This is a genomic window from Sulfurisoma sediminicola (assembly GCF_003865015.1).
Taxonomy (GTDB): Bacteria; Pseudomonadota; Gammaproteobacteria; order Burkholderiales; family Rhodocyclaceae; genus Sulfurisoma; species Sulfurisoma sediminicola.
In genome coordinates this window covers 18,268-41,116 of sequence record NZ_BHVV01000003.1, presented here as the reverse complement: position 1 = coordinate 41,116, position 22,849 = coordinate 18,268, and the positions used below count along the sequence as shown (strand labels likewise).

At 66.0% G+C, this 22,849-nt stretch carries 21 protein-coding genes; 5 read left to right on the top strand and 16 right to left on the bottom strand.

What is annotated here, in order from left to right:
- Positions 1 to 9: 9 nt before the first annotated feature.
- The 6 genes from EJE94_RS06540 to EJE94_RS06515 form a co-directional block, all read right to left on the bottom strand.
- Complete coding sequence (locus EJE94_RS06540; RefSeq protein WP_243642545.1) at positions 10 to 1,089, bottom strand: efflux RND transporter periplasmic adaptor subunit; 1,080 nt, start codon at positions 1,087 to 1,089, stop codon at positions 10 to 12.
- A 58-nt stretch (positions 1,090 to 1,147) separates the two neighbouring features.
- Positions 1,148 to 1,507, bottom strand: coding sequence for a sirohydrochlorin chelatase (locus EJE94_RS06535; RefSeq protein WP_121242726.1), 360 nt, complete (start codon positions 1,505 to 1,507; stop codon positions 1,148 to 1,150).
- 110 nt (positions 1,508 to 1,617) lie between these two features.
- Complete coding sequence (locus EJE94_RS06530) at positions 1,618 to 2,904, bottom strand: MFS transporter (RefSeq protein WP_121242728.1); 1,287 nt, start codon at positions 2,902 to 2,904, stop codon at positions 1,618 to 1,620.
- 65 nt (positions 2,905 to 2,969) lie between these two features.
- The gene (locus tag EJE94_RS06525; RefSeq protein ID WP_121242730.1) at positions 2,970 to 4,322 is read right to left on the bottom strand and encodes a cation:proton antiporter; all 1,353 of its coding nucleotides are present in this window, start codon (positions 4,320 to 4,322) and stop codon (positions 2,970 to 2,972) included.
- 3 nt (positions 4,323 to 4,325) lie between these two features.
- Complete coding sequence (locus EJE94_RS06520; protein WP_121242732.1) at positions 4,326 to 4,760, bottom strand: hypothetical protein; 435 nt, start codon at positions 4,758 to 4,760, stop codon at positions 4,326 to 4,328.
- A gap of 10 nt (positions 4,761 to 4,770) precedes the next feature.
- A complete protein-coding gene (locus tag EJE94_RS06515; RefSeq protein WP_243642544.1) occupies positions 4,771 to 6,114 on the bottom strand; it encodes a citrate transporter in 1,344 nt (447 codons plus the stop codon).
- Positions 6,115 to 6,219: 105 nt separating this feature from the next.
- Here EJE94_RS06515 and EJE94_RS06510 point away from each other — a divergent pair, with 105 nt between their 5' ends.
- The gene (locus EJE94_RS06510; RefSeq protein ID WP_121242734.1) at positions 6,220 to 6,714 is read left to right on the top strand and encodes a DUF3124 domain-containing protein; all 495 of its coding nucleotides are present in this window, start codon (positions 6,220 to 6,222) and stop codon (positions 6,712 to 6,714) included.
- On the opposite strand, the gene EJE94_RS06505 is transcribed toward EJE94_RS06510, so the two are convergent.
- Complete coding sequence (locus EJE94_RS06505; RefSeq protein WP_121242736.1) at positions 6,715 to 7,761, bottom strand: potassium channel family protein; 1,047 nt, start codon at positions 7,759 to 7,761, stop codon at positions 6,715 to 6,717. It abuts the gene before it with no gap.
- A 64-nt stretch (positions 7,762 to 7,825) separates the two neighbouring features.
- Positions 7,826 to 8,731: an SCO family protein gene (locus EJE94_RS06500; RefSeq protein ID WP_243642543.1), complete on the bottom strand. Its 906-nt coding sequence runs from the start codon at positions 8,729 to 8,731 to the stop codon at positions 7,826 to 7,828.
- A 121-nt stretch (positions 8,732 to 8,852) separates the two neighbouring features.
- On the opposite strand from EJE94_RS06500, the gene EJE94_RS06495 reads away from it, so the two are divergent.
- The 3 genes from EJE94_RS06495 (at position 8,853) to EJE94_RS06485 (ending at position 13,232) form a co-directional block, all read left to right on the top strand.
- Complete coding sequence (locus tag EJE94_RS06495) at positions 8,853 to 10,580, top strand: cation:proton antiporter (protein WP_121242739.1); 1,728 nt, start codon at positions 8,853 to 8,855, stop codon at positions 10,578 to 10,580.
- Positions 10,581 to 10,731: 151 nt separating this feature from the next.
- Positions 10,732 to 11,928 carry a cyclic di-GMP phosphodiesterase gene (locus tag EJE94_RS06490; RefSeq protein ID WP_121242741.1) on the top strand — a complete coding sequence of 399 codons (1,197 nt, stop codon included), beginning with the start codon at positions 10,732 to 10,734 and terminating at the stop codon, positions 11,926 to 11,928.
- A complete protein-coding gene (locus tag EJE94_RS06485) occupies positions 11,925 to 13,232 on the top strand; it encodes an EAL domain-containing protein (RefSeq protein ID WP_121242743.1) in 1,308 nt (435 codons plus the stop codon). Before EJE94_RS06490 ends, EJE94_RS06485 begins: the two co-directional genes overlap by 4 nt.
- Before the next feature lie 42 nt (positions 13,233 to 13,274).
- Here the strand turns inward: EJE94_RS06485 and EJE94_RS06480 are convergent, their stop codons facing one another.
- The 5 genes from EJE94_RS06480 to EJE94_RS06460 are packed head-to-tail and all read right to left on the bottom strand — an operon-like array spanning position 13,275 to position 17,421.
- The gene (locus EJE94_RS06480; protein ID WP_121242745.1) at positions 13,275 to 13,931 is read right to left on the bottom strand and encodes a LutC/YkgG family protein; all 657 of its coding nucleotides are present in this window, start codon (positions 13,929 to 13,931) and stop codon (positions 13,275 to 13,277) included.
- Positions 13,928 to 14,878 carry a D-2-hydroxyacid dehydrogenase gene (locus tag EJE94_RS06475; RefSeq protein ID WP_121242747.1) on the bottom strand — a complete coding sequence of 317 codons (951 nt, stop codon included), beginning with the start codon at positions 14,876 to 14,878 and terminating at the stop codon, positions 13,928 to 13,930. The genes EJE94_RS06480 and EJE94_RS06475 overlap by 4 nt, the downstream gene beginning before the upstream one ends.
- Positions 14,875 to 16,296 (bottom strand): LutB/LldF family L-lactate oxidation iron-sulfur protein, encoded by a 1,422-nt coding sequence (locus tag EJE94_RS06470; protein WP_121242749.1) that lies wholly within the window; start codon positions 16,294 to 16,296, stop codon positions 14,875 to 14,877. The genes EJE94_RS06475 and EJE94_RS06470 overlap by 4 nt, the downstream gene beginning before the upstream one ends.
- A 1-nt stretch (position 16,297) precedes the next feature.
- On the bottom strand, positions 16,298 to 16,708 hold the full coding sequence (locus EJE94_RS06465; protein ID WP_121242750.1) for a BLUF domain-containing protein: 411 nt from the start codon (positions 16,706 to 16,708) through the stop codon (positions 16,298 to 16,300).
- Positions 16,705 to 17,421: a (Fe-S)-binding protein gene (locus EJE94_RS06460; protein WP_243642562.1), complete on the bottom strand. Its 717-nt coding sequence runs from the start codon at positions 17,419 to 17,421 to the stop codon at positions 16,705 to 16,707. The genes EJE94_RS06465 and EJE94_RS06460 overlap by 4 nt, the downstream gene beginning before the upstream one ends.
- Before the next feature lie 97 nt (positions 17,422 to 17,518).
- Between EJE94_RS06460 and EJE94_RS06455 the strand changes: the two genes are divergently transcribed.
- A complete protein-coding gene (locus tag EJE94_RS06455; protein WP_243642542.1) occupies positions 17,519 to 18,310 on the top strand; it encodes an IclR family transcriptional regulator in 792 nt (263 codons plus the stop codon).
- On the opposite strand, the gene pbpG is transcribed toward EJE94_RS06455, so the two are convergent.
- The 3 genes from pbpG to EJE94_RS06440 all read right to left on the bottom strand — a co-directional run bounded on the left by pbpG (position 18,307) and on the right by EJE94_RS06440 (position 22,772).
- Positions 18,307 to 19,263, bottom strand: a complete 957-nt coding sequence (pbpG, locus tag EJE94_RS06450; protein ID WP_243642541.1) for a D-alanyl-D-alanine endopeptidase — start codon at positions 19,261 to 19,263, stop codon at positions 18,307 to 18,309. The two genes, EJE94_RS06455 and pbpG, sit on opposite strands and share 4 nt — an antisense overlap.
- 117 nt (positions 19,264 to 19,380) lie before the next feature.
- The gene (locus EJE94_RS06445; RefSeq protein ID WP_121242756.1) at positions 19,381 to 20,502 is read right to left on the bottom strand and encodes a patatin-like phospholipase family protein; all 1,122 of its coding nucleotides are present in this window, start codon (positions 20,500 to 20,502) and stop codon (positions 19,381 to 19,383) included.
- Positions 20,502 to 22,772: an NADP-dependent malic enzyme gene (locus tag EJE94_RS06440; protein WP_121242758.1), complete on the bottom strand. Its 2,271-nt coding sequence runs from the start codon at positions 22,770 to 22,772 to the stop codon at positions 20,502 to 20,504. The genes EJE94_RS06445 and EJE94_RS06440 overlap by 1 nt, the downstream gene beginning before the upstream one ends.
- Between the last annotated feature and the right edge of the window lie 77 nt (positions 22,773 to 22,849).

The window sequence follows — 22,849 nt, the reverse complement described above, 5'->3', positions numbered from 1 at the left end:
AGCCCCCGGTTATTTGGCGGTCGCTGCGGACTGCTTCAGCGCGATGCCGGCCTTGACCGGATCGAGCACGACCTTGTCGCCGGGCCTGATGCCGGAAAGCACCTCGAGGCGGCCGCCGGCGACGGCTTCGCCGAGCCGCACCTGGCGCAGGTGCGGCGTGTTCTTGTCGTCGACGACGTAAACGCCCGTCACCTCGCCGCGGCGCAGCACCGCGCCCGGCGGCACGGTCAGCTTGGCGCCCTGGCCCGCGACGAAATGGGCGCGCGCGGCCATGCCGGGAATGACCCCCGCCAGATTTTCGGGCAGGTAGAGGCGCGCGGTGATGGTGTGGGAGCGGGGATCAGCGGCAGGCAGGATCTCGACCCGCGTGGCGTCGACCCATAGTCCGGACTCGGGAAACTCCACCCTGGCCTTGCCCGCCTTGCGGATTTCGGCAAGCTTGAACTGCGGCACGCTGGCGATCACGCGCATGCCCTTGGGGTCGAAGACCGTGATCAGCGGCTTGCCCGGGGCCGCCATTTCGCCGAGTTCCGTGTGGCGCTCGCTCACGATGCCGGCGATCGGCGCCGTCACCAGCGCGTGGGACAGCGTCGCGCCGCTGGCACCGGCGGCAGCCTGCGCCGCCTTGTAGGCGGCCTCGGCCTGATCCAGCGCCGCCTGGCTCATGAACTTCTGCGCGACGAGGTTCCGGGTGCGCTCGTATTGGGCCTTGGCCTGCACCAATTGCGCCTGGGCCGCGGCGGCATTCTCGCCGGCCTCGCGGGCATCGATGCGCATCAGCGGCTGCCCCAGTGTGACCTGCGCGCCGGCATCGGCACGCACCTCCACCACCCGGCCCTGCACCTGTGCCGCGACCGTCGCCTGGCGCACGGCCTCGACCACGGCCTCGGCCGCATAGCTCAGATCCACCTCGCGCTGCTGGGCCACTTCGGTCTCCAGGCCGGCAGGAGCAGCCGGGGCCGCATGGGCTGTGGCCGTCTTGTCGGCCGGGGCCTGCGCCATGACGCCGGCAGCGGCCAGGCCGACGCCGGCGAGCAGCGCGATCAGCAGCTGGCTGCGGCGGAAGGAAGGAAGGGTCGGAATATTCATGGCGTATTAGTATATGCTTATATTCGAAAATATCAAGCCATCACCCCTGCCGCCAAGCTCAATTCAAGGCATATTGTGCCATTGCATCAATGACATAGTCAGCCTCCCCGACGGGCGCAGAAATGTCGACGCTCAGGTTCGGGTGGCGATCGAGGGCCGAGCCGACCATCAGCGGCAGGTCTTTCTTGATATGGCTGCCGGCCGCCATGAAGATCGGCACGATGGTGATTTCGGTCGCCCCCTTGCCGGCGAGGCTGTCGATCGCCTCGTCCAGCGTCGGCCGCATCAGTTCGAGGAAGCCGAGTTCGATCAGGACGCCGGGCTGCTGGCGCTCCATCGAGGCACGGATGCGGTGGAAGGGCTGGGCCCAGTCGGGGTTGCGGGCGCCATGGCCGAACAGGATGATGCCCTTGCTCATTTATCCTTCTCCTCGCTTGGTTTGCGGCCCCGCCCCGGCGGAACGGAAAAATGGCCAGATTCAGGACATTGAGCCCGCCACCTCCTGTTTCAAGTCATTCTGCCACCGAATCAGTCGTTCTCCTGCCAGATGTTGCGGCAGTGGGTCTCGCGGATGCGCCAGGCGGCGAGCGCGCCGAACCAGGCCGCCGCGGCGAGCAGGGTGAAGCCCCAGCGATAGTCGTCGAGGACGTAGAGGCGCACGCCCTCGGCCATCGCCCCCGACCAGCGCCTGTCCATGACCCAGCCGACCGCCGGCTGCAGCAGCGCGCCGGCGAGAAAGCCTCCCATATTGGTGACCGAGGTGGACATCCCCGACAGCGCCGGCGGATTGACCTCCTTGGCACAGGCCCAGCTCAGGGTGAAGCTCGCGGTCGTCAGCCCCATCAGCGCGAACAGGGCGTAGCTGACGGCCGGCGGCGGCACGATGCCCGACAGCCAGAACAGCCAGATCAGTCCGAGTAGATGCGAGCTCAGGATGATCACCGGCTTCCGGCGACGCAGGCGGTCCGAGAGCGAGCCGACGAGGAGGCAGCCGACGGCGAAGCCGGCGAAATACAGCGACAGGTGTGCCGTCGCGGTCGCCCGGCTCATACCCATGCCCTGCACCAGGAAGGGCGTCGCCCAGAGCCCGCCGAAGGCGAAGAAGCTGCCGGAAACACCGAAGTTCAGCGCCGCAGCGGGCCAGGTGGCGCGGTTCTTCAGCACGCGCAGCAGCCCGCCGAAGATCACCGTGCGATCGAAGGTCGGAGCGGTCGCGTGGACGGTTCCTCCGTTTCCCGGCCGATCACGCACCAGCAGCCAGCACAGCACGCCGAGTATCAGCGACACGATGCCGACGCCGACGAAGACCCCGCGCCAGCCCGTGGCCTGCGCCAGCGCCGACAGCGGAGCCCCCGCGAGCACCGAGCCGAGGTTGCCGACCAGCATCGACAAGCCGACGACCGTGGCGAAGCGATGCTCCTCGAACCAGACGGCGATGATCTTGAGCATGGCGATGAAGGTCACCGACACGCCGAGGCCGATCAGCGTTCGTCCCATCAACGCGCCGTCAAGCGTGCCCGCCATGCCGAACAGCACGCTGCCGCCCCCGGCGACCAGGCCGCCCAGCGCCAGAATCCGGCGCGGCCCCAGGGTGTCGACCAGTATTCCGGTCGGCACCTGCATGACCGTGTAGACGTAGAAGTAAGTGGCCGCCAACACGCCGAGCGAAGCCGCGGATGTCTGGAAGGCGGCGGCGAGATCCTGCGCGATGCCGGCCGGGGCGAAACGCTGGAAGAAGGAAAGGACGTAGGCGCAGACCACGACCGCCAGCATCAGCAGGCGGCGGCGTCTATGCTCGGGCGTAAAGATGGACATCGGCCGATTCTAGTCGTCGCCGTTTGCACACAACTTACGCCGGCGTGCCACCGGTGCCGATTTTTTCAATCCTGGCGCCGCAGCAGCAGCGTCAGCACCGGCGGCGTGACCAGCGTCGTGAGGATCACCATGATGACGATGACCGAAAACATCGCCTCGCCCATCACGCCGAGCTGCTTGCCGACCATGGCGAAAATCAGGCCGACCTCGCCGCGCGGCACCATCCCCCAGCCGACGACCCAGCGCCCGACCGGCCCGGCGAAATAGCCGGCGACGAGCTTGCCGACAACGGCCGCGGCGGTCACCCCCAGCGCCACGGCGACGATGGCCGGATCGGCGAGGGTGCGCAGGTCGACCTGCATGCCGGTCAGCACGAAGAACACCGGGACGAAGAAATAGCCGATCGGCTCGATCATCAGTTCGTGCTGGTGGCCGGTGTGCTTGATCAATATCGGGCGCAGTTTCTCGGCAAGATCCTTGTCGCCGGCAGGCAACAGCGGCTCGATCTCGCGCACGATCAGCGGCCGGTCGAAGTCCTTGAGGAACAGCGGCTCGAACAGCAGGCCGGCGGCGAAGGCCCCGATGATCGGCGCGAGGCCGATCGCATGCGCCAGCCAGGCGAGCGCCAGACCGGTAGCGAGAACCTGGGCGAACAGCATCGAGGGGCCGGCATCGAGGCGCGCCAGCCAGCGCGAGGAGTGCGGCGCGATCATGCGCCCGATCCAGATGCTGCCGGCGAGGAAGCCAACCGCCTTGGCGATGATGCCGCCAACCTCGCCGAGGCTGACCGAGCCGGCCTGCACCAGGCTCGACACCACGGCGAGAATCACCAGGCCGAGCACGTCGTCGATCACCGCCGCACCAAGCACGATGCGCGCCGCCGGCGTGCCGAGCCTGCCGAGGTCGCGGAAGACGCGGCCGGTGATGCCGACGGACGTGGCGGCAAGCGTCGCGCCGAGGAAGAGATAGGTGTTCTGCGAAGCCCCCGGCAACAGCAACGGCCCGACGACGAAGGCACCGAGAGCGAAGGGAACCACGATGCCGACGCTGCCGACGGCGAAGGCGCGGCCGCCGACCTTGACGAGGTCGGCCAGGCGCGTCTCGAGGCCGATCTGCAGCAGCAGCACGACCACGCCGAGCTCGGCGAGGAAGGCAATGATCGGATCCTTCGCGATGGTGTCGAAAAGGCCGACGCCCAGGAGCGAGAGATTGCCGAGCAGCACGCCGAGGAGCAGTTCGCCGAGCACCGCGGGAAAGCCGATGCGCTGGGCCAGCGGCGCGAACAGCCGCGCGCTCATCAGGATCAGCGCGAGCCACAGCAGGTTCTCGCCGACGGCGCCGCCGCCTGCCGCGAGCGCCGGCAGCGCAAGGCTCAGGGCTGCCGCGCCGATCAGCCAGGGCCGAGCACGTGCGAACATGGGCTAGCGGCCCGTGACCGAGTAGGCCATGGCGGCCATCGCCGCCGCGTGGGTCATGCCGGCAACCTGACGGCGGACCTTGATGTAGTCGGCGAGCGTTTCCTGCATCGCCTTGCCGGCGCGGCCGTGGGTCGCCACCGCCTCGAGCATTTCCTGCGCCGTGGCGCGGGACTTAGTGAGGTCGAAGAAATAGCGCGCCGAACGCTCGCAGGCCGCGGCGACCGCTCGCTCGCTCTCGCCGCTGTTCTTCACGGCCTTGTCGAGCCAGCCGCGTACCTTGGCCACTCGCGCATCGTTGGCGGCGACATCCTCGCGCGTCGACTGAACGACGATCTGGCGAGCCATGTCCTCGCCGTCGACGCTCGCGACATGCGCCTTCTGCGCCACGGCCGGCCCGGGGAAGAGGAGAACGGCGGCGATCAGGGTCAGAAACCTCATGGCGGGCCTTTCAATGGACGGAAGAAGTCGGCGCCGGCGCCACGGCGGCCGGGGTGGCGTTGAGTCCCTTGTTGAGCGGCTCGGGATGCCAGCCGGTGATGAATACGAGGCACATGAACCCGACGACGTAGGCCAGCGCGACGTGCCAGCCGTGGCGCAGCCACTGGCCGACGGACTTCGCCTCGGGATACATGTTGGACAGCGCCACGCCGGCCGACGAGCCGAACCAGAGCATCGAGCCCCCATAGCCGACGCCGAAGGCGAGGAAGCCCCAGTCGTAACCGTCCTGCTTGATCGCCAACGCGGTGAGCGGGATGTTGTCGAACACCGCGGAGACGAAACCCAGGCCGAATGCCGTCTGCCATGATGCGGCGGGCAGCTTCTCCACCGGCATCATCGACGCCGTGGTGACGAGGAAGAGCAGGAAGAAGGTGCCCTTGAGCGATTCACCCAGCACTTCCCAGTCATGGCGACGCACCGGGATGGTGACGAGGATCGCCGCCCACACGGCGACGCCGATGAAGGGGAAACGGTCGGCCGTCTCGGGCATTTTCATATTCACGAAAATGTTGGTGGCCATGGCGAAGACGAGGATCAGCGCCACGATGAAAATACGTCCCCAGTCGACGCGGGTGTGTTCGTGGGCATTCTTGAGGATGGGCGAGTAGGCATGCTGCTGCTTCGCCGCGACGTAGCCGGAAATCGCCAGCGCCACGGTGGAGGCGATAATCGCCTCGAAAACACTGGCCGGGCTCACGCCGGCGATCCACATCATGGTGGTCGTCGTGTCGCCGACCACGGAGAAAGCGCCGCCGGCATTCGACGCCGCGACGATGGCGGCGAGATAGCCGATATGCACCTTCGCCTTGAACAGCTGGTGAGCCATCGCACCGCCGATCAGTGCCGCCGCGATGTTGTCGAGAAAGCTCGAAATCACCCAGACCATCGCCAGCAACAGGAAAGCGCCCCGCCAGTCGTCGGGCAGGAATTTTGGCAGGATCACCGGCACATGGCTCTTCTCGAAGTGACGAGCAAGAATCGCGAAGCCCATCAGCAGGCAGAACAGGTTGGCCAGCGTCACCCATTCGTGCCCGAGGTGCCCAATGAACCCGCCGACGCCGACGCCCGTCTTGAAGCCCGTCACGGCGATCTTGTAGAGCGCCACTACCGTCACGCCGGTCAGCGCGACGTAGAAGGTCTGGTTGTGGAACAAGGCGACACCGAGCAGCGTGAGCGCGAAGAGGATGAATTCGATCGGGACGCCGGCGACCGCCGGTCCGTCAGCCGCCAAGGCGGACCCGGCGGACAAAAGCAGGATGAAGGGAACGGCTAGCCGCCGCAGAAGGGGGTTCATGACAGGCGTCCTAGAAAATGTTGCGATGCGGCGATTGTAGCAAGCGACGTGTCGTCGCCGGCGAACGGGTATCATCGCCGCAGGAACAACCGACGGGATGAAACGATGAGGCTACGCCGCCTGAAAGCGATTCTCTGCGCCCTGACGCTGGCCGGCGCGGCCAAGTTCGCACTCGCCCAGGAAGCGCCGCCGCTGTCGACCGGTCAGACGCTCTACCTGCCGATCTACTCGCATCTCTACCACGGCGAGGTCAATCCCAAGACCGGCAAGCCCTCGGAGACCCTGGTATCGACCCACGTCAGCATCCGCAACATCGACATGAAGGCGACGCTGAAGATCACCAGCGCCCGCTACTACGACACCGACGGCAAGCTGCTGCGCGAATACCTGCCGGCGCCACGGACGATACCACCACTGGGGACCTACGAATTGTTCGTGCCGCGCTCGGACTCCTCGGGCGGCTCTGGCGCCAACTTCATCATCGACTGGAGCGCCGAGCGCCCCATCAATGCGCCGCTGGTCGAAGCGCTGCACGCCGACATCCGCGAGGCGCGCACCCTGCTGTTCGTCACCACCGGCCGTCCCATCCAGACGCGCTGATCAGTTTCCGTCCATGAGGTAAAGCGCCGATTCGAGTTCGAAGCGGCCGTGCGGCGAGGTCATGGCGATCAGGGTATGGCCGGCCTGCAGCAGGAAATCGCCCGGCGGATTGAACACCCAGTCGCCGCGCGTGCGCACCGCCACCAGCACGTAGGTGGCGCCCTTGAGGTTGAGCGTGCCCAGCGTCTTCGCCGTGAAGCTCGCCGGCACGATGACCTCCTCGACGCGCAGCTTGTGTTCCGAACGCAGCATCTCGTCGAGGAAGGAAACCACGTGCGGCCGGATCATGGCCGAGGCGATGCGCATGCCGCCGGTGAAATTGGGCGAGACGATGGCATCGGCACCGGCCTTGCGCATCTTCTCCACATTGCGCATCTCATTGCAACGGGCGACGACGCGCGCGCCGGGCGACAGCTGCTTCGCGGTGAGAGCGATCATCAGGTTGCGGCTGTCGTCGCCGGTGATGGCGAAAACACCCTTCGCCTCGCGAATGTTCGCTTCGAGGAGGACGTCGTCGTCCACGGCATCGCCGTGGATGTAAAGCAGACCCGCCTTCTTTTCCGCATACGATTCGAGCAGATCGAGCTGTTCGTCGATGGCGATGTAGTGGCGGTTGGTCGCCTCGAGTTCCTGGGCGACGTTGCGACCGACCCGGCCGAAGCCGCAGAGGATGTAATGGCCGTGTACCTTTTTCATCATCTTTTCCATGCGCCGTCTCCGCAACGACTTGTCGAAATCACTTGCCAGAACGATGGCCGTCACGCTCGAAAAGAAATAGGTCATCACCGCAACGCCGGCGAAGGCGATCACCATGGTGAAGATCTGCGCATCCGGCCGGCGCCAGATTTCCACCCCCGCGCCGTAGCCGATGGTGGCTACCATCAGGAAGGTCATGTAGAGCGCGTCGAGCCAGCCGGTCTCGGCGCCTCCCAAATACTTATAGCCGACGGTGCCTACACCCATCACCGCGGCAAAGGCTGCCAGCGCGATGGCGATGGACAGCCGCGCGCGGCGGAAGACTTCCTGGGTGTTGCCGTCGTCGATCATGCAAGTTCGCTTCAGCGGGGTCCGGTGATTCTACCCGCCGGAACGCCCGGAGCCGGCCCCGGAATCAACGCTGCAGTGGCGGCGCCTTGGCCATGAACTCGCGGATGCGCGCGACGACGTCGGCCACCGGCGTGGCATAGGCGAACTTGGTGATGAACTCGCCACCGGGACCGAGCAGGTACATGCCGGCCGAATGGTCGACCGCATACTGCATCGGCGCGGCGCCAGGCTCCTTGACCTTCTCGTAGCGCACCTTGAAGTTGTCGGCGGCGCGACGCACCAGTTCGGGCGAGGCGGTCGCGCCGAGGATGCGCTTGTCAAAGAACGCGGTGTAGCTCCTCAACACGTCGAGGGTGTCGCGCTCGGGGTCGACCGAGACGAAGATCGGCTGCAGGCGGCTGGCGTCGTCGCCGAGCAGCTTGAGCACTTCGGCCATCTCGATCAGCGTGGTCGGGCAGATGTCGGGGCAGAAGGTGTAGCCGAAGGCGATCAACTGGAAGCGGCCACGAAACTCGCTGTCCATGATGGCGCGGCCATTGACGTCCTGCAACAGGTACTTCGGGTTGACGCCGACATCGGGTGCCGTGGTTTCGGTGATGGCCTGATGGCTGGGAGCGGCCGGCAGCGCGCGCGCGGCCGTCTCGAGCTGCACCGCCAGCGTCGCGCGGCCCGGACACTCGCCTTTCTTCACCGACTGGGCGAGGAAGCCATCGTTGGATGCCTGCTCGAAGATCTCGCCATACTCGCGCGTCTTGGGCACGCGCATGACCATCAGCGACTTGGCGCGGGCGATCGTGTCCTTGTGGCCGCAGGCGAGCGCGATGCCGTTGATGATGCCCACTTCCTTGACGGCCACCATGATGGCCGCCGGGTCCGGCGCCTTGGGCATAGCGGCAGAAACCGCCGCCCCGCCGGCGCCGGCGTTTCCGGCGATGAGGAAGGCGAACGCTAACAAGGGGAGGTGGCGCATGGGGCAAACTCCTGAAATGACCAACGGACGGCAGGGGCAATCATTATAGGGAGCCTCGCGGTATAGTTTGCTTGAGCCAAATCATGATCGACGCCACTCCGTCCGCGGACGTATCCGCCTGATGCACTCCCAGCTGCTTTCCCTTCTGCTGCTGCTCACTGCCGCCGTCGGCGCGGTGGCCGTGATGCGCCGCTTCAAGCTGCCGTCCATGCTCGGCTACCTCGCCATCGGCATGGTATTGGGACCGCACGGCGCGCAGATGATCGGCGAAAGCGACGAGGTAGAGACCTTCGCCGAGTTCGGCGTGGTCTTCCTGATGTTCTCGATCGGCCTCGAATTCAGCCTGCAGCGGCTCAAGGCCATGCACACGCTGGTGTTCGGCTACGGCTCGGCGCAGATGTTGCTCACCGCCGCCGGCGCGATGCTCGTCACCTGGTACGGCTACGGCCAGGACTGGAAATCCGGCCTCTCCGTCGGCCTGGCGGTGGCGATGTCCTCGACGGCGATCGTCGCCAAGATGCTGTCGGAACGCTTCGAGCTGCATTCGCGCTCGGGGCGGCTGACCATGGGCGTGCTCCTGTTCCAGGACATCGCGGTGGTGCCCTGCCTGATCCTGCTGCCGGCCCTGGCGCAGCCGGAGGGCAACCTGCTGCGCCAGCTTGGCCTCGCCTCGCTGCAGGCGGCTGCCTTGCTGGTCGTCCTGATCTGGGTCGGTCAGAAGCTGATGAAACGCCTGTTCGACGCCGTCGCCCACTACCGTTCAGAGGAACTGTTCGTGCTGGCCACGTTGTGGATCGTCGTCGGCCTCGCCTACGCCACCGGCCAGGCCGGCCTGTCGCTGGCGCTGGGGGCCTTCATCGGCGGCATGCTGATCTCCGAAACCGTCTATCGTCATCAGGTCGAGGCCGACATCCGGCCGTTTCGCGACATGCTGCTCGGCCTGTTCTTCGTCACCGTCGGCATGCTGCTCGACGTCGGCTTCGTCCTCGAGCATTTCTGGCGCCTGCTGCTGGCGGTGGTGCTATTGGTCGTCGGCAAGGGCGTCGTGGTGTTGCTCATCACGCTGGCTGCGCGCTCGACGGTCGACACCGCCCTGCGCACCTCGGCACAACTGGCGCAGGCCGGCGAGTTCGGCCTGGTGTTGATCCAGCTCGCCTACGCCCAGAAGCTGATCGCCGCCGACGTGTTCCAGGTGACGCTGGCGGCAATGCTGATCTCGATGTTCATCGCGCCTTTCCTGATCGAGCGCGTGGCACGGCTCGGCGGTGAAATGGCGCGTGGCGACTGGGCGCACAAGGCCAAGGCGATCTACGAAGTGGCCACCAGCGCCTTCGGCATGGAGGACCATGTGATCCTCTGCGGCTACGGCCGCACCGGCGAGCAGATCGGCAAGTTCCTCGGCGCGGAGAAAATTCCCTTCCTCGCCCTCGACGTCGACCCCACCGCGGTCAAGCGCGCGATCCCCGAAGGCGGCAAGGTCGTGTTCGGCGGCGCCGACCGCATCGAAGTGCTGAAGGCGGCGGGCCTGATGCGGGCCCAGGCGATGGTCATCGCCTACCCCGACACCCTCTCTGCCGAGCGCGTGCTGCGGCTGGTGCGGAGCCACCGCGAGGACATGCCCATCATCGTGCGCGCGGCCGACGAAAGCGACATTGACAAGCTCAAGCGCGCCGGTGCCACCGAAGTCATTCCGGAGGTGCTGGAAGGCAGCCTGATGATCGCGGCCGAGACGCTGACCCAGCTCGGCGTGCCGGTCGAGCGCGCCATCGAGCGCGTGCGCCTGGTGCGTGAGGCGCGCTACGCCAGCATGCGCGAGTTCTACCACGGCAGCGGCGAGCACAAGCCCTGAGCGGGCAGCGGCGGGGCAGGCCGGCGAGATGTTCGGCGAGGGCCAGCTGTCGCCCCCGTTCAAGGCCGAGCGTCCCCGGAATTCGGAGTAAGCTTCAAGCTTGTGCAGCGGCGGAAATTCTTTGCTTCCGGTCAGACATTCACGTATCCATATGGAACTCCGGCAAATCCCTGTCGAAGAACTGACCTTCGGGATGTACATCTCCAAGCTCGACCGACCGTGGACGGAAACGCCTTTCGCGTTCCAGGGCTTTGTTCTGAAAAGCGACAAGCAGCGCGACGCCCTGAAAAAATACTGCAAACACGTTTTCATCGACCTGGAGAAAGAGGATCGACCGGATGTTGGCAAGGTCACGGCGCAGGACCTGGCAAAGATCCGCGGCACGACGGTCTACAAGGAGGCGGCGAGCGTCGAAGTCGAGTTGCCCAAGGCCCGGAACGCCTATGTGAGCACGACAGTGGTAATGCGGGAACTTTCGCGCGCCGTCGAGATCGGCAACGCGATCGACAGTTCCCGGTCGCATGAGGCGGCCACGCAGATTGCCGAGAGCGTCGTACGCAATCCGGATGCGATGGCCCTGCTGACCAAGCTGCAGGAGAACAGTGGCGCGACCCTCAGTCGGGCCGTGGGAATTTCGGTCATGATGGCCATCTTCGGGCGCTTCCTCCAGCTGCCGGTGGAGCAAATTCACGTCCTCGGCATGCTGGGACTGCTCCAGGACGTGGGCAAGCTCAAGCTGCCCGCCGATCTCGCCGCGCGCGGACCCATCAACCCCGAGGAAACCGAACTCTACCGGACGCACGTGAACCACTCGTTCCGGATTCTCGGCAGCACGCCCGGTCTCCCCCCGGAACTTCCCGGGCTCGCGTCTCTCCATCACGAGCGCTTCGACGGCAGCGGCTATCCGCGCGGACTGCGCGGCGATGCGATTGCCATGCCCGGCTTGATCGCGGGAATCGTCGATACATACGACACGCTCACGGCACCTAGGCCATTCGGGGAAAGCCTGTCCCCGGGAAACGCGCTCAGCATCCTGCTGAAGGAGCGCGGGAAGCAGTTTCACCCCGCGCTGGTCGAACAGTTCATCCAGTGCATGGGCGTTTTCCCGGTAGGCAGCGTGGTCGAGTTGAATAGCGGCGAAATTGCCATAGTCATCGCCCAGAACATGGTACGTCGCATGCAACCGCGCATCATGGTCGTGCAGGATGCCAAGGGCAACCGGCTCCTGCCCTACAAGATGCTCGACCTGATGAAGGATCCCAAGGTCCGGCCCAACGAGCCCTACCGGATCCAGCGCACCCTGGAATACGACGCCGTCAAGCTCGACCCGCGAGAGCTTTTCCTATGAGCGCGATGGACCCCTCCGAGCCGGCGACGACCTCGGACGGCACCTTTTCCTCCAGCGCAATTCCGTTTCTGGAGGCGCTGCGCGGCAAGATTGAAAACAGGGCAGCTGATGGCGGGAACCTGGCCGTTCTCCTCATCGAATGCGGCGTGATCGGCCGCATCGACGCCGTATGGGGCTACCACGTCGGCGACGCCGTGCGCGACCGGGTGATTTCATTGCTGCGCAGCGACGTACTCCGGCCGGACGATCTTGTCGCTGTGATGGGCCGGGATGATTTCGCCTGCGTCCTGTCTGCAATCGAGGATCCTGCCGTGGCGTTGCTGGCGGCGAAGAAATCGCTGCGCGCGCTGGATGCGCCGTTCTGGATCGGCGACGAGGAAATCTATGCCAGTCCCGCGATCGGGATCGGGATGTACCCCGCGCACGGAGATCAGCCCGAAATCCTGCTGCAGCGGGCCAAGAGCGCCTGCGCCCTCGCGCGCGACCTGCCCGGCCGCATCGCCGACTACGGGGCAGACCGGGACAATTCGGCGACATCGAAGCTCGTGTACGAGAACCGGCTGCGTACGGCTGTCCTGGAGGATGCGCTCGATATGGTTTTTCAGCCGCAGTACGATCTGCGCCTGGGCCAGATCATGGGTGCCGAAGGACTGCTGTGCTGGCGTGATCCCGCGCTCGGCATGGCTGCCGCGGAGCACGCCTTCGCGGCAGCGGAATCCGCCGAGAAAGTCACCGATCTGGTCTCGCTGATATTGAACCGGGCGCTGCGAATCGTCTCGGAATTCCGCTATAGCGCCGGACTGGACTTGCGCATCGGCATCAAGCTCCCGGCGCGCGCACTACGGAACACGGAGATTGTCGACGTTGTCGGGCGCGCGCTCGGCACCTGGAGCCGGCGGCCAGGCACGCTGATTCTGGAGATAGGCGAAACGGCCTTGCTGGGCAAGGAGGCGGTGGCAAGGGAGACGCTCGGTCGACTGAAGGAGCTTGGCTTGAAACTGTCGATCGACGATCCTGGCATGGCGTTGTCATCGCTGTTCTGGCTCGCAACCATGCCATTCCAGGAAATCAAGATCGATGTTTCGGCCTCACGCGACTTGGCCGGCGCGCCGAAATCCGCGCACATCATCCAGTCGATCATCGAACTCGCTCATCACCTGCGGCTTGACGTCGTGGCCGTCGGCGTCGCCGACGACGCGACGGCGGCCCGGCTCAAGGAACTCGGCTGTGACCTCATGCAGGCCGACTACAAGGGTCCGGCGTTGGACCCCGAACAGTTCGTCGAGCGTTTCGGGTTCGGCTAACGCTGGCGCCGACCAAACCTGGAATCGCCGGAACCCGGCCTGTTACTGGCCGTGCGCGATCACGACATGTACGCGATACGGACCGTGCGCACCGAGCACGATGGTCTGCTCGATGTCGCCCGTGCGCGAGGGGCCGGAGATGAAATTGACCGCACGGGGCATCTGTCCGAACTCGGATCGTGCCGCGGACCAGGCTTCTTCCATGCCGTCCACAATGGCCGTCGCAGGCACCACGGCGATGTGGGTTTCCGGCAACAGGCTCACCGTGGCCGGCGTCGCCCGGCCGGTGCAAAGCATCAGCGTGCCGGTCTCGGCGATCGCACGGAAACAGCCGGTGATGCCGACCAGATCGTGATCGATGGCGCCACGCGCCTCGACCTCCACACCCGCGCCTCGCCAGTCGAGTCCGGCGAGGTCCGGCACGCAGACGGCCCGAGCCGGCAGCTTATGTTCGGCGAGATAGGCGGCGACGGCACGCGGCACATCGGCCAGGCAGGCGACCTGATCGACGGTGCTGGCCAATGCCTCGGATCGCGCCCGGAAGGCCGCGACTAGGTCGGCATCGGTCCGCGGGCGCGGACCGGCGGATTTCGCGGCCAGCGCGACGTCCATGGCGGTCTGAGCCGGGGCGACGTTCGCCGGGCTGCGGCCGAGGCGCTCGCGGATGCGGCCGAGTATCAGATCCCTTGAGTCGTTCATGCCAGACGGTTCCTCGGTTCGCCGCGGACGAAGGCCTCAATATTGTCGATGAGCTGATCGGCCAGGGCCTGCATGGCAGGGTCGGAAGCCCAGGCGACGTGCGGCAGCAAGATGAAGTTGGGGAGATCCAGTTCGAGCAGGGGGTTGCCCGCCACCGGCGGTTCCTGCGACAGCACGTCGAAGCCGGCGCCGGCGATCCAGCCCTCCTGCAGCGCGTGCGCCAACGCCGCCTCGTCGACGATGCCGCCACGCGCGGCGTTGATGAGCAGGGCGTCACGCTTCATCGCCCGCAGTTCGGCTTCGCCGATCATCGCCCGCGTCTGCGCGGTCAGCGGACAATGCAGCGAGATCACGTCGGCCTCGGCGAGGAGTCGTTCGAAAGGGACGTAGCCATCGCGCACGATGCTCGCGCCCTTGCGTTCTCCCCACAGCACCCTCATGCCGAAGGCCGCAGCGAGCCGCGCCACGCCCTGGCCGAGGGAGCCGCGGCCGATAAGGCCCAGGGTCGAACCGTTGAGATCGCGGATCGGATGGTCGAAGAAGCAGAACATCTTCGCCTGCTGCCAGCGCCCGGCGAGCACGTCGGCGCGGTAGGCCAGGAGCTGGCGGCGCAGCGCCAGCATCAGCATCATCACGTGCTCGGGCACGGTGGTGGCGGCGTAGCCGCGGATGTTGGAGACGACGACGCCGTGGCTGCGGCACCAGTCGAGGTCGATGTTGTCGGTGCCGGTGGCGGCGGCCGCGACCATGCGCAGCTGCGGCAACTGCGCGAGGATCTCGCCGCCGAGTTTCACCTTGTTGGTGATGGCGATGGTGGCTTCACGCAGGCGCGGCAGGAGCTCGTCGGACGTGGTCAGCGGGTACTCCTCCCAGACATGGGGGAAGGCCGGCCTGCGCACCGTGGCGCGGATCGAGTCGCGCTCCAGGAAGACGATGCGATGGTTCATGAACGCTTCCGCCGCGCGTACATCTCGCGGAAGGTGCGCCCCTGCGGCGCGGGGAAATCGCGGCCCGCCGTCCATTCGGGCGCGGCGCCGAGCACGGCAATGCTCTTCCCGCCGCCTGCCAGCCAGTTGAGGTAGCGCACGGCGAACTTCGTCCCGAGGGCATAGAGCGCCGGCCGCGTCGCGACCCAGGCCCAGGCCTTCAGCGCAAGGCGCTCGCTCAGCGGCCGCAGCTTCTTCTCGACCTGTTTCTCGCGCAACGTGCGCAGCAAATCGGGCAGCGGGATCTTCACCGGGCAGACAACGCCGCACTGGTTGCACAGCGTGGCCGCATGCGGCAGGTCGAGGGCGTTTTCCATGCCCATGTAGAGCGGGGTCAGCACCGAGCCCATCGGGCCGGGATAGACCCAGCCGTAGGCGTGGCCGCCGATGGTCTGGTAAACGGGGCAGTGGTTCATGCAGGCGCCGCAGCGGATGCAGCGCAGCATGTCATTGAACTCCGAAGCCAGCAGGTCGGAGCGGCCGTTGTCGACGAGCACGAAGTACATGTTCTCGGGGCCGTCGAGATCGCCCTCGCCTTTCATGCCGGTCAGCAGCGAGACGTAGTTGGAAATCGGCTGGCCCGTGGCCGAGCGGATCAGCAGGCGCAGCAGCAGCGAGAGGTCCTCCAGCGTCGGGATCACCTTCTCGATGCCGGTGATGACGACATGGACCTTGGGCACCGTGGTCACCATGCGGCCGTTGCCCTCGTTGGTGACCAGCGCCACCGAGCCGGTCTCGGCGACGAGGAAGTTGCCGCCGGAGATACCCATGTCGGCCGAGAGGAAGTGGCTGCGCAGCACCTCGCGCGCCTCGCGCGTCATCTCGCCGATGTCGGTGAGGCGCGGCTTCTTGTGCACCCGGGCGAAGAGGTCGGCGATCTCCTCCTTCGACTTGTGCACCACCGGCGCGATGATGTGCGAGGGCGGCTCGTTGTCGTTGATCTGCAGGATGTATTCGCCCAGATCCGTTTCGACCGGCTGGATGCCGGCGGCCTCGAGCGCCTGATTCAACCCGGCCTCCTCGGACAGCATGGACTTGGACTTGGTCGCCTTCTTCACGCCGTGCCGTTTCGCGATGTCGACGATCAGGCGGCAGGCCTCTGCACCGTCCCTGGCCCACAGCACCTTGGCACCTCGGGCCGTGGCATTGACCTCGAACTTTTCCAGCCAGAGGTCGAGATCGGCGAGTACCCTGTTGCGCAGCTCCATGCCGGCTTCGCGCAACGCCTCGAAATCGCCGCCCTGTGCCAAAAACTCGGCGATGGCGTCACGGCGCTTGTCGACGAACTTGCCCTTGGCCTTTTTCAGGTTGGATTGCACGCCGGCATCGGCAAGCTGCGCCACCGCGCGGGCCTTGAAGTGCATGGACTTGATTTCCAACTCAACCCTCTCCCTGGCCGTAGTGCTGCAGCAGGGCCATGCCCTCGCGCGCGGGGGGCAGGCCTTTGCCGGGAATGCCGGTCAGCCAGTCCGGCAGGTCTTCGCACTCCACGCCCGACAGGTTGCGGAAGCCCATGCTCCAGTCGGAGAATTCGCGACGCGTGATCGGCGCGCGTTCGAGGCAAAGCAGGTGGGCATGACTCGGGTCGCGACAAATCCGTTCGAACAGATCGTCCACTTCGCGCGCGTCGCCCTCCAGCACCTGTAGAAAGTTGCCCTCGGCGTAAATTAGCATGCCGGTCAGGCCGTGCTCGACGTTGAAAGTCCTGGCCTGCTCGACCAGCGCGGCGAGGGCTTCGTCGCTCATGGGCGGCGTCGCCGAACTGATGTAGACGAGGCGAATCAGATTCATTGCTGCTTGCCGCCTTCGCCGGCGAGTACCTCGGCCACATGCAGCACCGGGGTCTCGTCGCCCATACGCCGCAGCTTGCCCTCGATGTTGAGCAGGCAGCCAAGATCGCCGCCGACGATGGCGTCGGCACCGCTGGTGCGGATGCAGTCGCACTTGCGCTCGGCGATCGCCGCCGAGACCGCGCCGAACTTGACCGAGAAGGTGCCGCCGAAGCCGCAGCACTCCTCGGCGCCATCCATTTCCTTGAGCGTGACGCCGCGAAGCTTCGCCAGCAGCGCCCGCGGCTGGCTTTTTATGCCGAGGCTGCGCAGGCCGGTGCAGGAGTCATGATAGGTGATGGTCCCGGAGAAGTCCGACGGCAGCGCGTCGCTCTTCGCCACATTCACCAGAAAGTCGGTGAGTTCAAACACGCGGCTGGCCAGCGCCACGGCGCGGCCATGCCATTCAGGGTCGGCGACGAACAGGCCGGGATACTCGTTGCGGATCTGGTCGGCGCATGAACCGGATGGAGCGACGACGTACTCATAGGCCTCGAACTCCGCGATCACCTTTTTCGCCAGCATCATAGCGGCGGCACGATCGCCCGAGTTGAAGCCCGGCTGGCCGCAGCAGGTCTGACTTTCCGGCACGGCGACCTCGCAGCCGGCCGCTTCGAGCAGACGAATCGCGGCAAAACCGATGCGCGGCCGCATCAGGTCCACGAGACAGGTCACGAACAAGGCTACACGCACACCGCTACCCTCCAAACCGGCATTGCGCCTTTGATTTCACGCTATAGTAGCGTGGATTCCGCATTGTGAAACCGTCATCTTGCCGCGCTCTTACAGCCCTCCCGCACCCGCCGCCGTCAAAGGTCCGATCCAGGTCATCGAGCGCATGATGACGCTGCTCGACGTATTGTCGCACCATCCCGATCCGGTCAGCCTCAAGCAACTGGCGCTCGACAGCGGCCTGCATCCCTCGACGGCCCACCGCATACTCTCGGCCATGGCGGCCAGCGGTTTCGTCGAACGCGGCGACCCCGGCAGCTATCGCCTCGGAATGCGCCTGCTCGAACTGGGCAACCTGGTGAAGGAACGCCTCGGCGTGCGCGAAACGGCGCTGCCGCTAATGCGCGAACTGCATGCGAAGATCGGCGAGAGCGTGAATTTGGGGGTGCGCCAGGGCGACGAGATCGTCTACGTCGAGCGCACCTCGAGCGGCCGTTCCTCGGTACGCGTCGTCCATCTCGTCGGCGCCCAGGCGCCGCTGCATGTCACCGCCGTCGGCAAGCTCTATCTGGCACAGGGGACTCCGAGCGAAGTGAAGGACTATGCCCATCGCACGGGCCTGCCCGGCTTCACCGCAACCTCGCTGATCACGCTGCCGGCGCTGGAACAGGAGCTCGCCCGCGTGCGCCGCGAGAGCGTCGCTTACGACAACGAGGAAATCGAGATGGGGCTGCGCTGCGTCGCCGCCCCGATTCGCGACGACAGCGGCGAACTGGTGGCAGGGCTTTCGGTGTCGGCGCCGGCCGAGCGTTACGACCCGGCCTGGGTCCCGCTGATTCGCGCGGCCGCGGATGCAATATCCGCCGGCCTCGGCTACGCCGCGGGACGCTAGCCGGAGATCGGGCGCGTCGGCAGCGCGGCGCTCTCGATCCAGCGCTTGATGCGGTTGGCGTCGCCGATGCGGGTCATCTTGCCCCAGGAGTCGAGCAACACGATGATGGTCGGCTTGTTGTTGAGCCAGGCCTGCATCACCAGGCACTTGCCGGCCTCGTTGATGTAACCGGTCTTCGACAGGCCGATCTCCCAAGCCGGGCTCTTCACCAGGCTGTTGGTGTTGTTGAACTGCTGCGTGCGTCCGGCCACGACCATTTGGTCGCCCGGCGTGGTCGAGAACTCGCGGATGAGGGGATAGCGATGGGCGGCGTCCACCATTTTCACCAGGTCGCGCGCGCTGGATACGTTGGCGGCAGTGAGTCCGGTCGGGTCCTCGAAGCGCGACTCGCCCATGCCCAGGGCCTGTGCCTTCTGGTTCATGGCGGCGACGAAGGCATCGCGGCCGCCGGGATAATGGCGCGACAGCGCCGAGGCCGCGCGATTTTCCGAAGACATCAGGGCCAGCCTGAGCATTTCCTCGCGCGAGAGCTGCGTACCGACCTTGAGGCGCGAGCGCGTGCCCTTGAGCACATCGACGTCGTCATCGCTGACGGTAAGGATTTCATTGAGGTCGGGCTTGGCATCGAGCGCCACCATGGCAGTCATCAGCTTGGTGATGGAGGCGATGGGCAGCACGGCCTGGGCGTTCTTTTCGTACAGCACGGCGCCGGTGGCCTGGTCGAGCACCAGCGCGGAGGCCGATTGCACGGACAGGTTCTTGGCATCCTCGAGCGAGGCGATGGCCTTGTGATTGCGGGTGGCATGCGACCTGGCCGCAGGCTTGGCCTTGATGGTCACATGCTTTTTCGCCGCAACGGTCTTCTTCTTGCTTGCGGCTTCAGCTGCAACCGGCGCGGCGGCCAGCGTAGCCAGGCCGGCGACCGCGAACAGCGCGATGATCGCTCTTCTCATGAGTTCCCTCATATAGGACTGTCCTCGACAACGGCCGGAGTGTAACACTCCATCACGGCATTGCAAGCACGAATAGCGGCACTATTCGTTAAGAATAAACGAGTTGCCGCACAAATTTCAGGTGATGTCGAGGAAAAGCCGAACTTCGTCGGCTCGTGCCAGGGTGTCGCGATAACCCAACTCCATCAGGGCTTGGGTGTAGGGTGGCTCGAACAAGAGATAGCTCGCCAGCGCGCCGCCGTCGCGGCGGTTCGCCCCGATGCCCGAAAGCAGGGCCCGAACCGATCGGGGCAGCGCGCCGACATGTTCCGCCGCAAGGTGGTCAAGGCGGATCGAGGGCGCCAGCGACAACACCTGCAGCGGTCGCAGCGCCGCATCGACGCTGCCGCGGCTTTCGGCCGGGATCAACTGCAGAACGCGATTGACGTGTTCCGCGTGCTCGAGGTCCGCCGTCAGCGCATCGACGTACATCCCCGACAGCGTCTGCCCGGCAATCCGTGCTGGCGATGGGTAGGCATCCCCGGGCTCGCGCTCGTCCCCTTCGTCCGACATCCGTCCCTCGCCGATGACCAGGATCCGGTCCGCGCCGAGATGAATGGCCGGCGACAGCGGCGTCGGCTGGCGCAAGGCGCCGTCACCGAAGAATTCGCGGTTCATCCTGACGGCGGGGAAGATGAAGGGCATGGCGCTCGACGCCATCAGGTGTTCGACGCCGAGCAGGACATGGGCACCGACGCGCTGGCCGAGGTTCCAGGGTTCGAGATCGGCGCGCCCCTGAAAGAAGCTGACGCTCTGCCCCGAGGCGTAGCCCGAGCAGGTAACCACCAGTGCCAGCAGGGCGTGGGCGGCAACGGCCGGCTCCAACTGGTCGAAGTTCACGGCCTGTCCGAGCAGGCGACGCAGCGGCGCATTGTCGAAGAGCGAGCGCGAACTGCGGCGGAACAGCCAGCGCGCACCCGCCGTCATCATGCTCAGGTGGTCGGCGCGGAAGACATCGCCGGCATGGATATTCCACCAGAGTTCGGCCAGGTAATTGACGCCGGCACCGAAGTCGCCGGCACGGACCGCCATCACCGCCGCGTTGATGGAACCTGCGGAGGCACCGCAATAGATGGGGAAGGGATTGTGCGCAGGATCCGGCAGCAACTCGCGCACGGCCTTGAGCACGCCGACCTCGTAGGCGGCGCGCGCTCCTCCCCCGCCGAGAATCAGTGCCGTCCTGGGGCGGTGTCTGATCATCAACGTACCTGTTGCGCCTCGACCGAAAGCAGCGCCGTCATGTTGACGATGCGCCGCACGGTCGCGGTCGGAGTCAGGATATGAACCGGCCGCGCCGCGCCGAGCAATAGCGGGCCGACCGTCAAACCATCCCCCGCGGCGGTCTTGAGCAGGTTGAAGGAGATGTTGGCGGCGTCGAGCGTCGGCATCACCAGCAGGTTGGCCTGGCCGGAGAGCTTGGCGTTGGGGAAGACCTGGCGGCGGATGTCGGGGTCGAGCGCGGCATCGCCGTGCATCTCGCCGTCGACCTCGATGCCGGGCGCCTTTTCCTGCAGGATGACCAGAGCCTCGCGCATTTTCTTCGCGGTCGGCGTTTCGTGGGTACCGAAGCTCGAGTGCGAGACCAGCGCCACCTTCGGCGTCATGCCAAACCGTCGCACTTCCTCCGCCGCCAGCATGGTCATCTCGGCCAGTTGCGCGGCGCTCGGGTCGTAATTGACGTAGGTGTCACCGATGAATACCGTGCGCTTGGGCAGGATCAGCATGTTCATGGCGTAGAAATGCTCGATGCCGGGCTTGCGGCCGATGACGTCGGCGATATAGCGCAGGTGCAGCGAGTGAGTGCCGAAGGTGCCGCAGAGCATGCCGTCGGCGTAGTTGTGGCGCAGCAGCATGGCGCCGATCAGCGTGGTGCGGCGACGCATCTCACGCTTTGCGTACTCGACGCCGATGCCCTTGCGGCACATCAGGTTGTAGTAGTCCTGCCACAGGTCCTTGTAGCGCGGATCGGAGTCCGGGTTGACCAGTTCGAAGTGCTCGCCGGCACGAACGCGCAAGCCTTGGCGGGCGATCTGCCTTTCGACCACGTCGGGGCGGCCGATCAGGATGGGCCGGGCCAGCCCCTCGTCCACCACCGTCTGCACCGCGCGCAGCATGCGCTCGTCCTCGCCCTCGCAGAAGACGATGCGCGCCGGCTTGTTCTTGGCGGCGGCGAACACCGGCTTCATGGCGAAGCCCGAGTGATAGACGAATTCGTTGAGCTGCTGGCGATAGGCGTCCATGTCGGCGATGGGGCGCGTCGCCACGCCCGAGTCCATCGCCGCCTGCGCCACCGCCGGCGACACCTTGAGGATCAGCCGCGGGTCGAAGGGCTTGGGGATCAGGTACTCGGGGCCGAAGGCCAGTTCCTCGGTGCCGTAGGCGGCGGTGACCACCTCGGACTGTTCGGCATGCGCAAGCTCGGCGATCGCCTTCACCGCGGCGATTTTCATCGCCTCGTTGATGGTGGTGGCGCCGACGTCGAGCGCGCCGCGGAACATGAAGGGGAAGCAGAGCACGTTGTTGACCTGGTTCGGGTAGTCCGAACGGCCGGTGCCGATGATGCAGTCGGGCCGCACCGCCTTGGCATCCTCGGGCAGGATCTCGGGGTCGGGATTGGCCATGGCCAGGATCAGCGGATCCTTGGCCATGGTCTTGACCATCTCGGGCTTCAACACGCCCTTGGCCGAGAGGCCGAGGAAGACGTCGGCACCGGGCATCGCCTCGCCCAGCGTGCGGGCCTCTGTCGCCTGGGCGTAGCGCGCCTTGGACGGATCGAGCTTGTCGCGGCCGGTGTGGATCACACCCTTGGAGTCGCAGGCAGTAACATTCTTGCGATCGAGGCCGACGCTGACCAGCAGGTCGAGGCAGGCGATGGCCGCCGCGCCGGCGCCGGAGCAGACCAGCTTGACGTTCTCGATGCTCTTGCCGACCACGCGCAGGCCGTTCAGCACCGCCGCCGCGGTGATGATGGCGGTGCCGTGTTGGTCGTCGTGGAAGACGGGGATCTTCATCCGCTCGCGCAGTTTGCCCTCGACGTAGAAGCACTCGGGCGCCTTGATGTCCTCGAGGTTGATGCCGCCGAAGGTCGGTTCCAGCGAGGCGATGATCTCGACCAGCTTGTCCGGGTCGTGTTCGTTGATCTCGATGTCGAAGACGTCGATGCCGGCGAACTTCTTGAACAGCACCCCCTTGCCTTCCATCACCGGCTTGCCGGCCAGCGGCCCGATGTCGCCGAGGCCCAGCACCGCGGTGCCGTTGGAAATGACCGCGACCAGGTTGCCGCGCGAGGTGTAGAGCGCGGCGGTGGCGGGGTCGCGCACGATCTCGTCGCAGGCGGCGGCGACGCCTGGCGAGTAAGCCAGGGAAAGGTCGGTCTGGTTTGTCAGCGCCTTGGTCGGCGTGACGGATATCTTGCCCGGCCTGGGCAGGCGATGGTATTCGAGCGCAAGGGCGCGGGTGCGGTCGTCCATGGAGGTACCTCCGAGAAGTTGCGTGACGATTGTATAGCGGCGGGTCGGATGCAAACGGTCAGGCCGCGGTCAGGTCG

Coding starts and splice junctions, on each gene's coding strand:
- EJE94_RS06540 (WP_243642545.1), bottom strand. CDS start 1,089: ATGAATATTCCGACCCTTCCTTCCTTCCGCCGCAGCCAGCTGCTGATC.
- EJE94_RS06535 (WP_121242726.1), bottom strand. CDS start 1,507: ATGAGCAAGGGCATCATCCTGTTCGGCCATGGCGCCCGCAACCCCGAC.
- EJE94_RS06530 (WP_121242728.1), bottom strand. CDS start 2,904: ATGTCCATCTTTACGCCCGAGCATAGACGCCGCCGCCTGCTGATGCTG.
- EJE94_RS06525 (WP_121242730.1), bottom strand. CDS start 4,322: ATGTTCGCACGTGCTCGGCCCTGGCTGATCGGCGCGGCAGCCCTGAGC.
- EJE94_RS06520 (WP_121242732.1), bottom strand. CDS start 4,760: ATGAGGTTTCTGACCCTGATCGCCGCCGTTCTCCTCTTCCCCGGGCCG.
- EJE94_RS06515 (WP_243642544.1), bottom strand. CDS start 6,114: ATGAACCCCCTTCTGCGGCGGCTAGCCGTTCCCTTCATCCTGCTTTTG.
- EJE94_RS06510 (WP_121242734.1), top strand. CDS start 6,220: ATGAGGCTACGCCGCCTGAAAGCGATTCTCTGCGCCCTGACGCTGGCC.
- EJE94_RS06505 (WP_121242736.1), bottom strand. CDS start 7,761: ATGATCGACGACGGCAACACCCAGGAAGTCTTCCGCCGCGCGCGGCTG.
- EJE94_RS06500 (WP_243642543.1), bottom strand. CDS start 8,731: ATGCGCCACCTCCCCTTGTTAGCGTTCGCCTTCCTCATCGCCGGAAAC.
- EJE94_RS06495 (WP_121242739.1), top strand. CDS start 8,853: ATGCACTCCCAGCTGCTTTCCCTTCTGCTGCTGCTCACTGCCGCCGTC.
- EJE94_RS06490 (WP_121242741.1), top strand. CDS start 10,732: ATGGAACTCCGGCAAATCCCTGTCGAAGAACTGACCTTCGGGATGTAC.
- EJE94_RS06485 (WP_121242743.1), top strand. CDS start 11,925: ATGAGCGCGATGGACCCCTCCGAGCCGGCGACGACCTCGGACGGCACC.
- EJE94_RS06480 (WP_121242745.1), bottom strand. CDS start 13,931: ATGAACGACTCAAGGGATCTGATACTCGGCCGCATCCGCGAGCGCCTC.
- EJE94_RS06475 (WP_121242747.1), bottom strand. CDS start 14,878: ATGAACCATCGCATCGTCTTCCTGGAGCGCGACTCGATCCGCGCCACG.
- EJE94_RS06465 (WP_121242750.1), bottom strand. CDS start 16,708: ATGAATCTGATTCGCCTCGTCTACATCAGTTCGGCGACGCCGCCCATG.
- pbpG (WP_243642541.1), bottom strand. CDS start 19,263: ATGAGAAGAGCGATCATCGCGCTGTTCGCGGTCGCCGGCCTGGCTACG.
- EJE94_RS06445 (WP_121242756.1), bottom strand. CDS start 20,502: ATGATCAGACACCGCCCCAGGACGGCACTGATTCTCGGCGGGGGAGGA.
- EJE94_RS06440 (WP_121242758.1), bottom strand. CDS start 22,772: ATGGACGACCGCACCCGCGCCCTTGCGCTCGAATACCATCGCCTGCCC.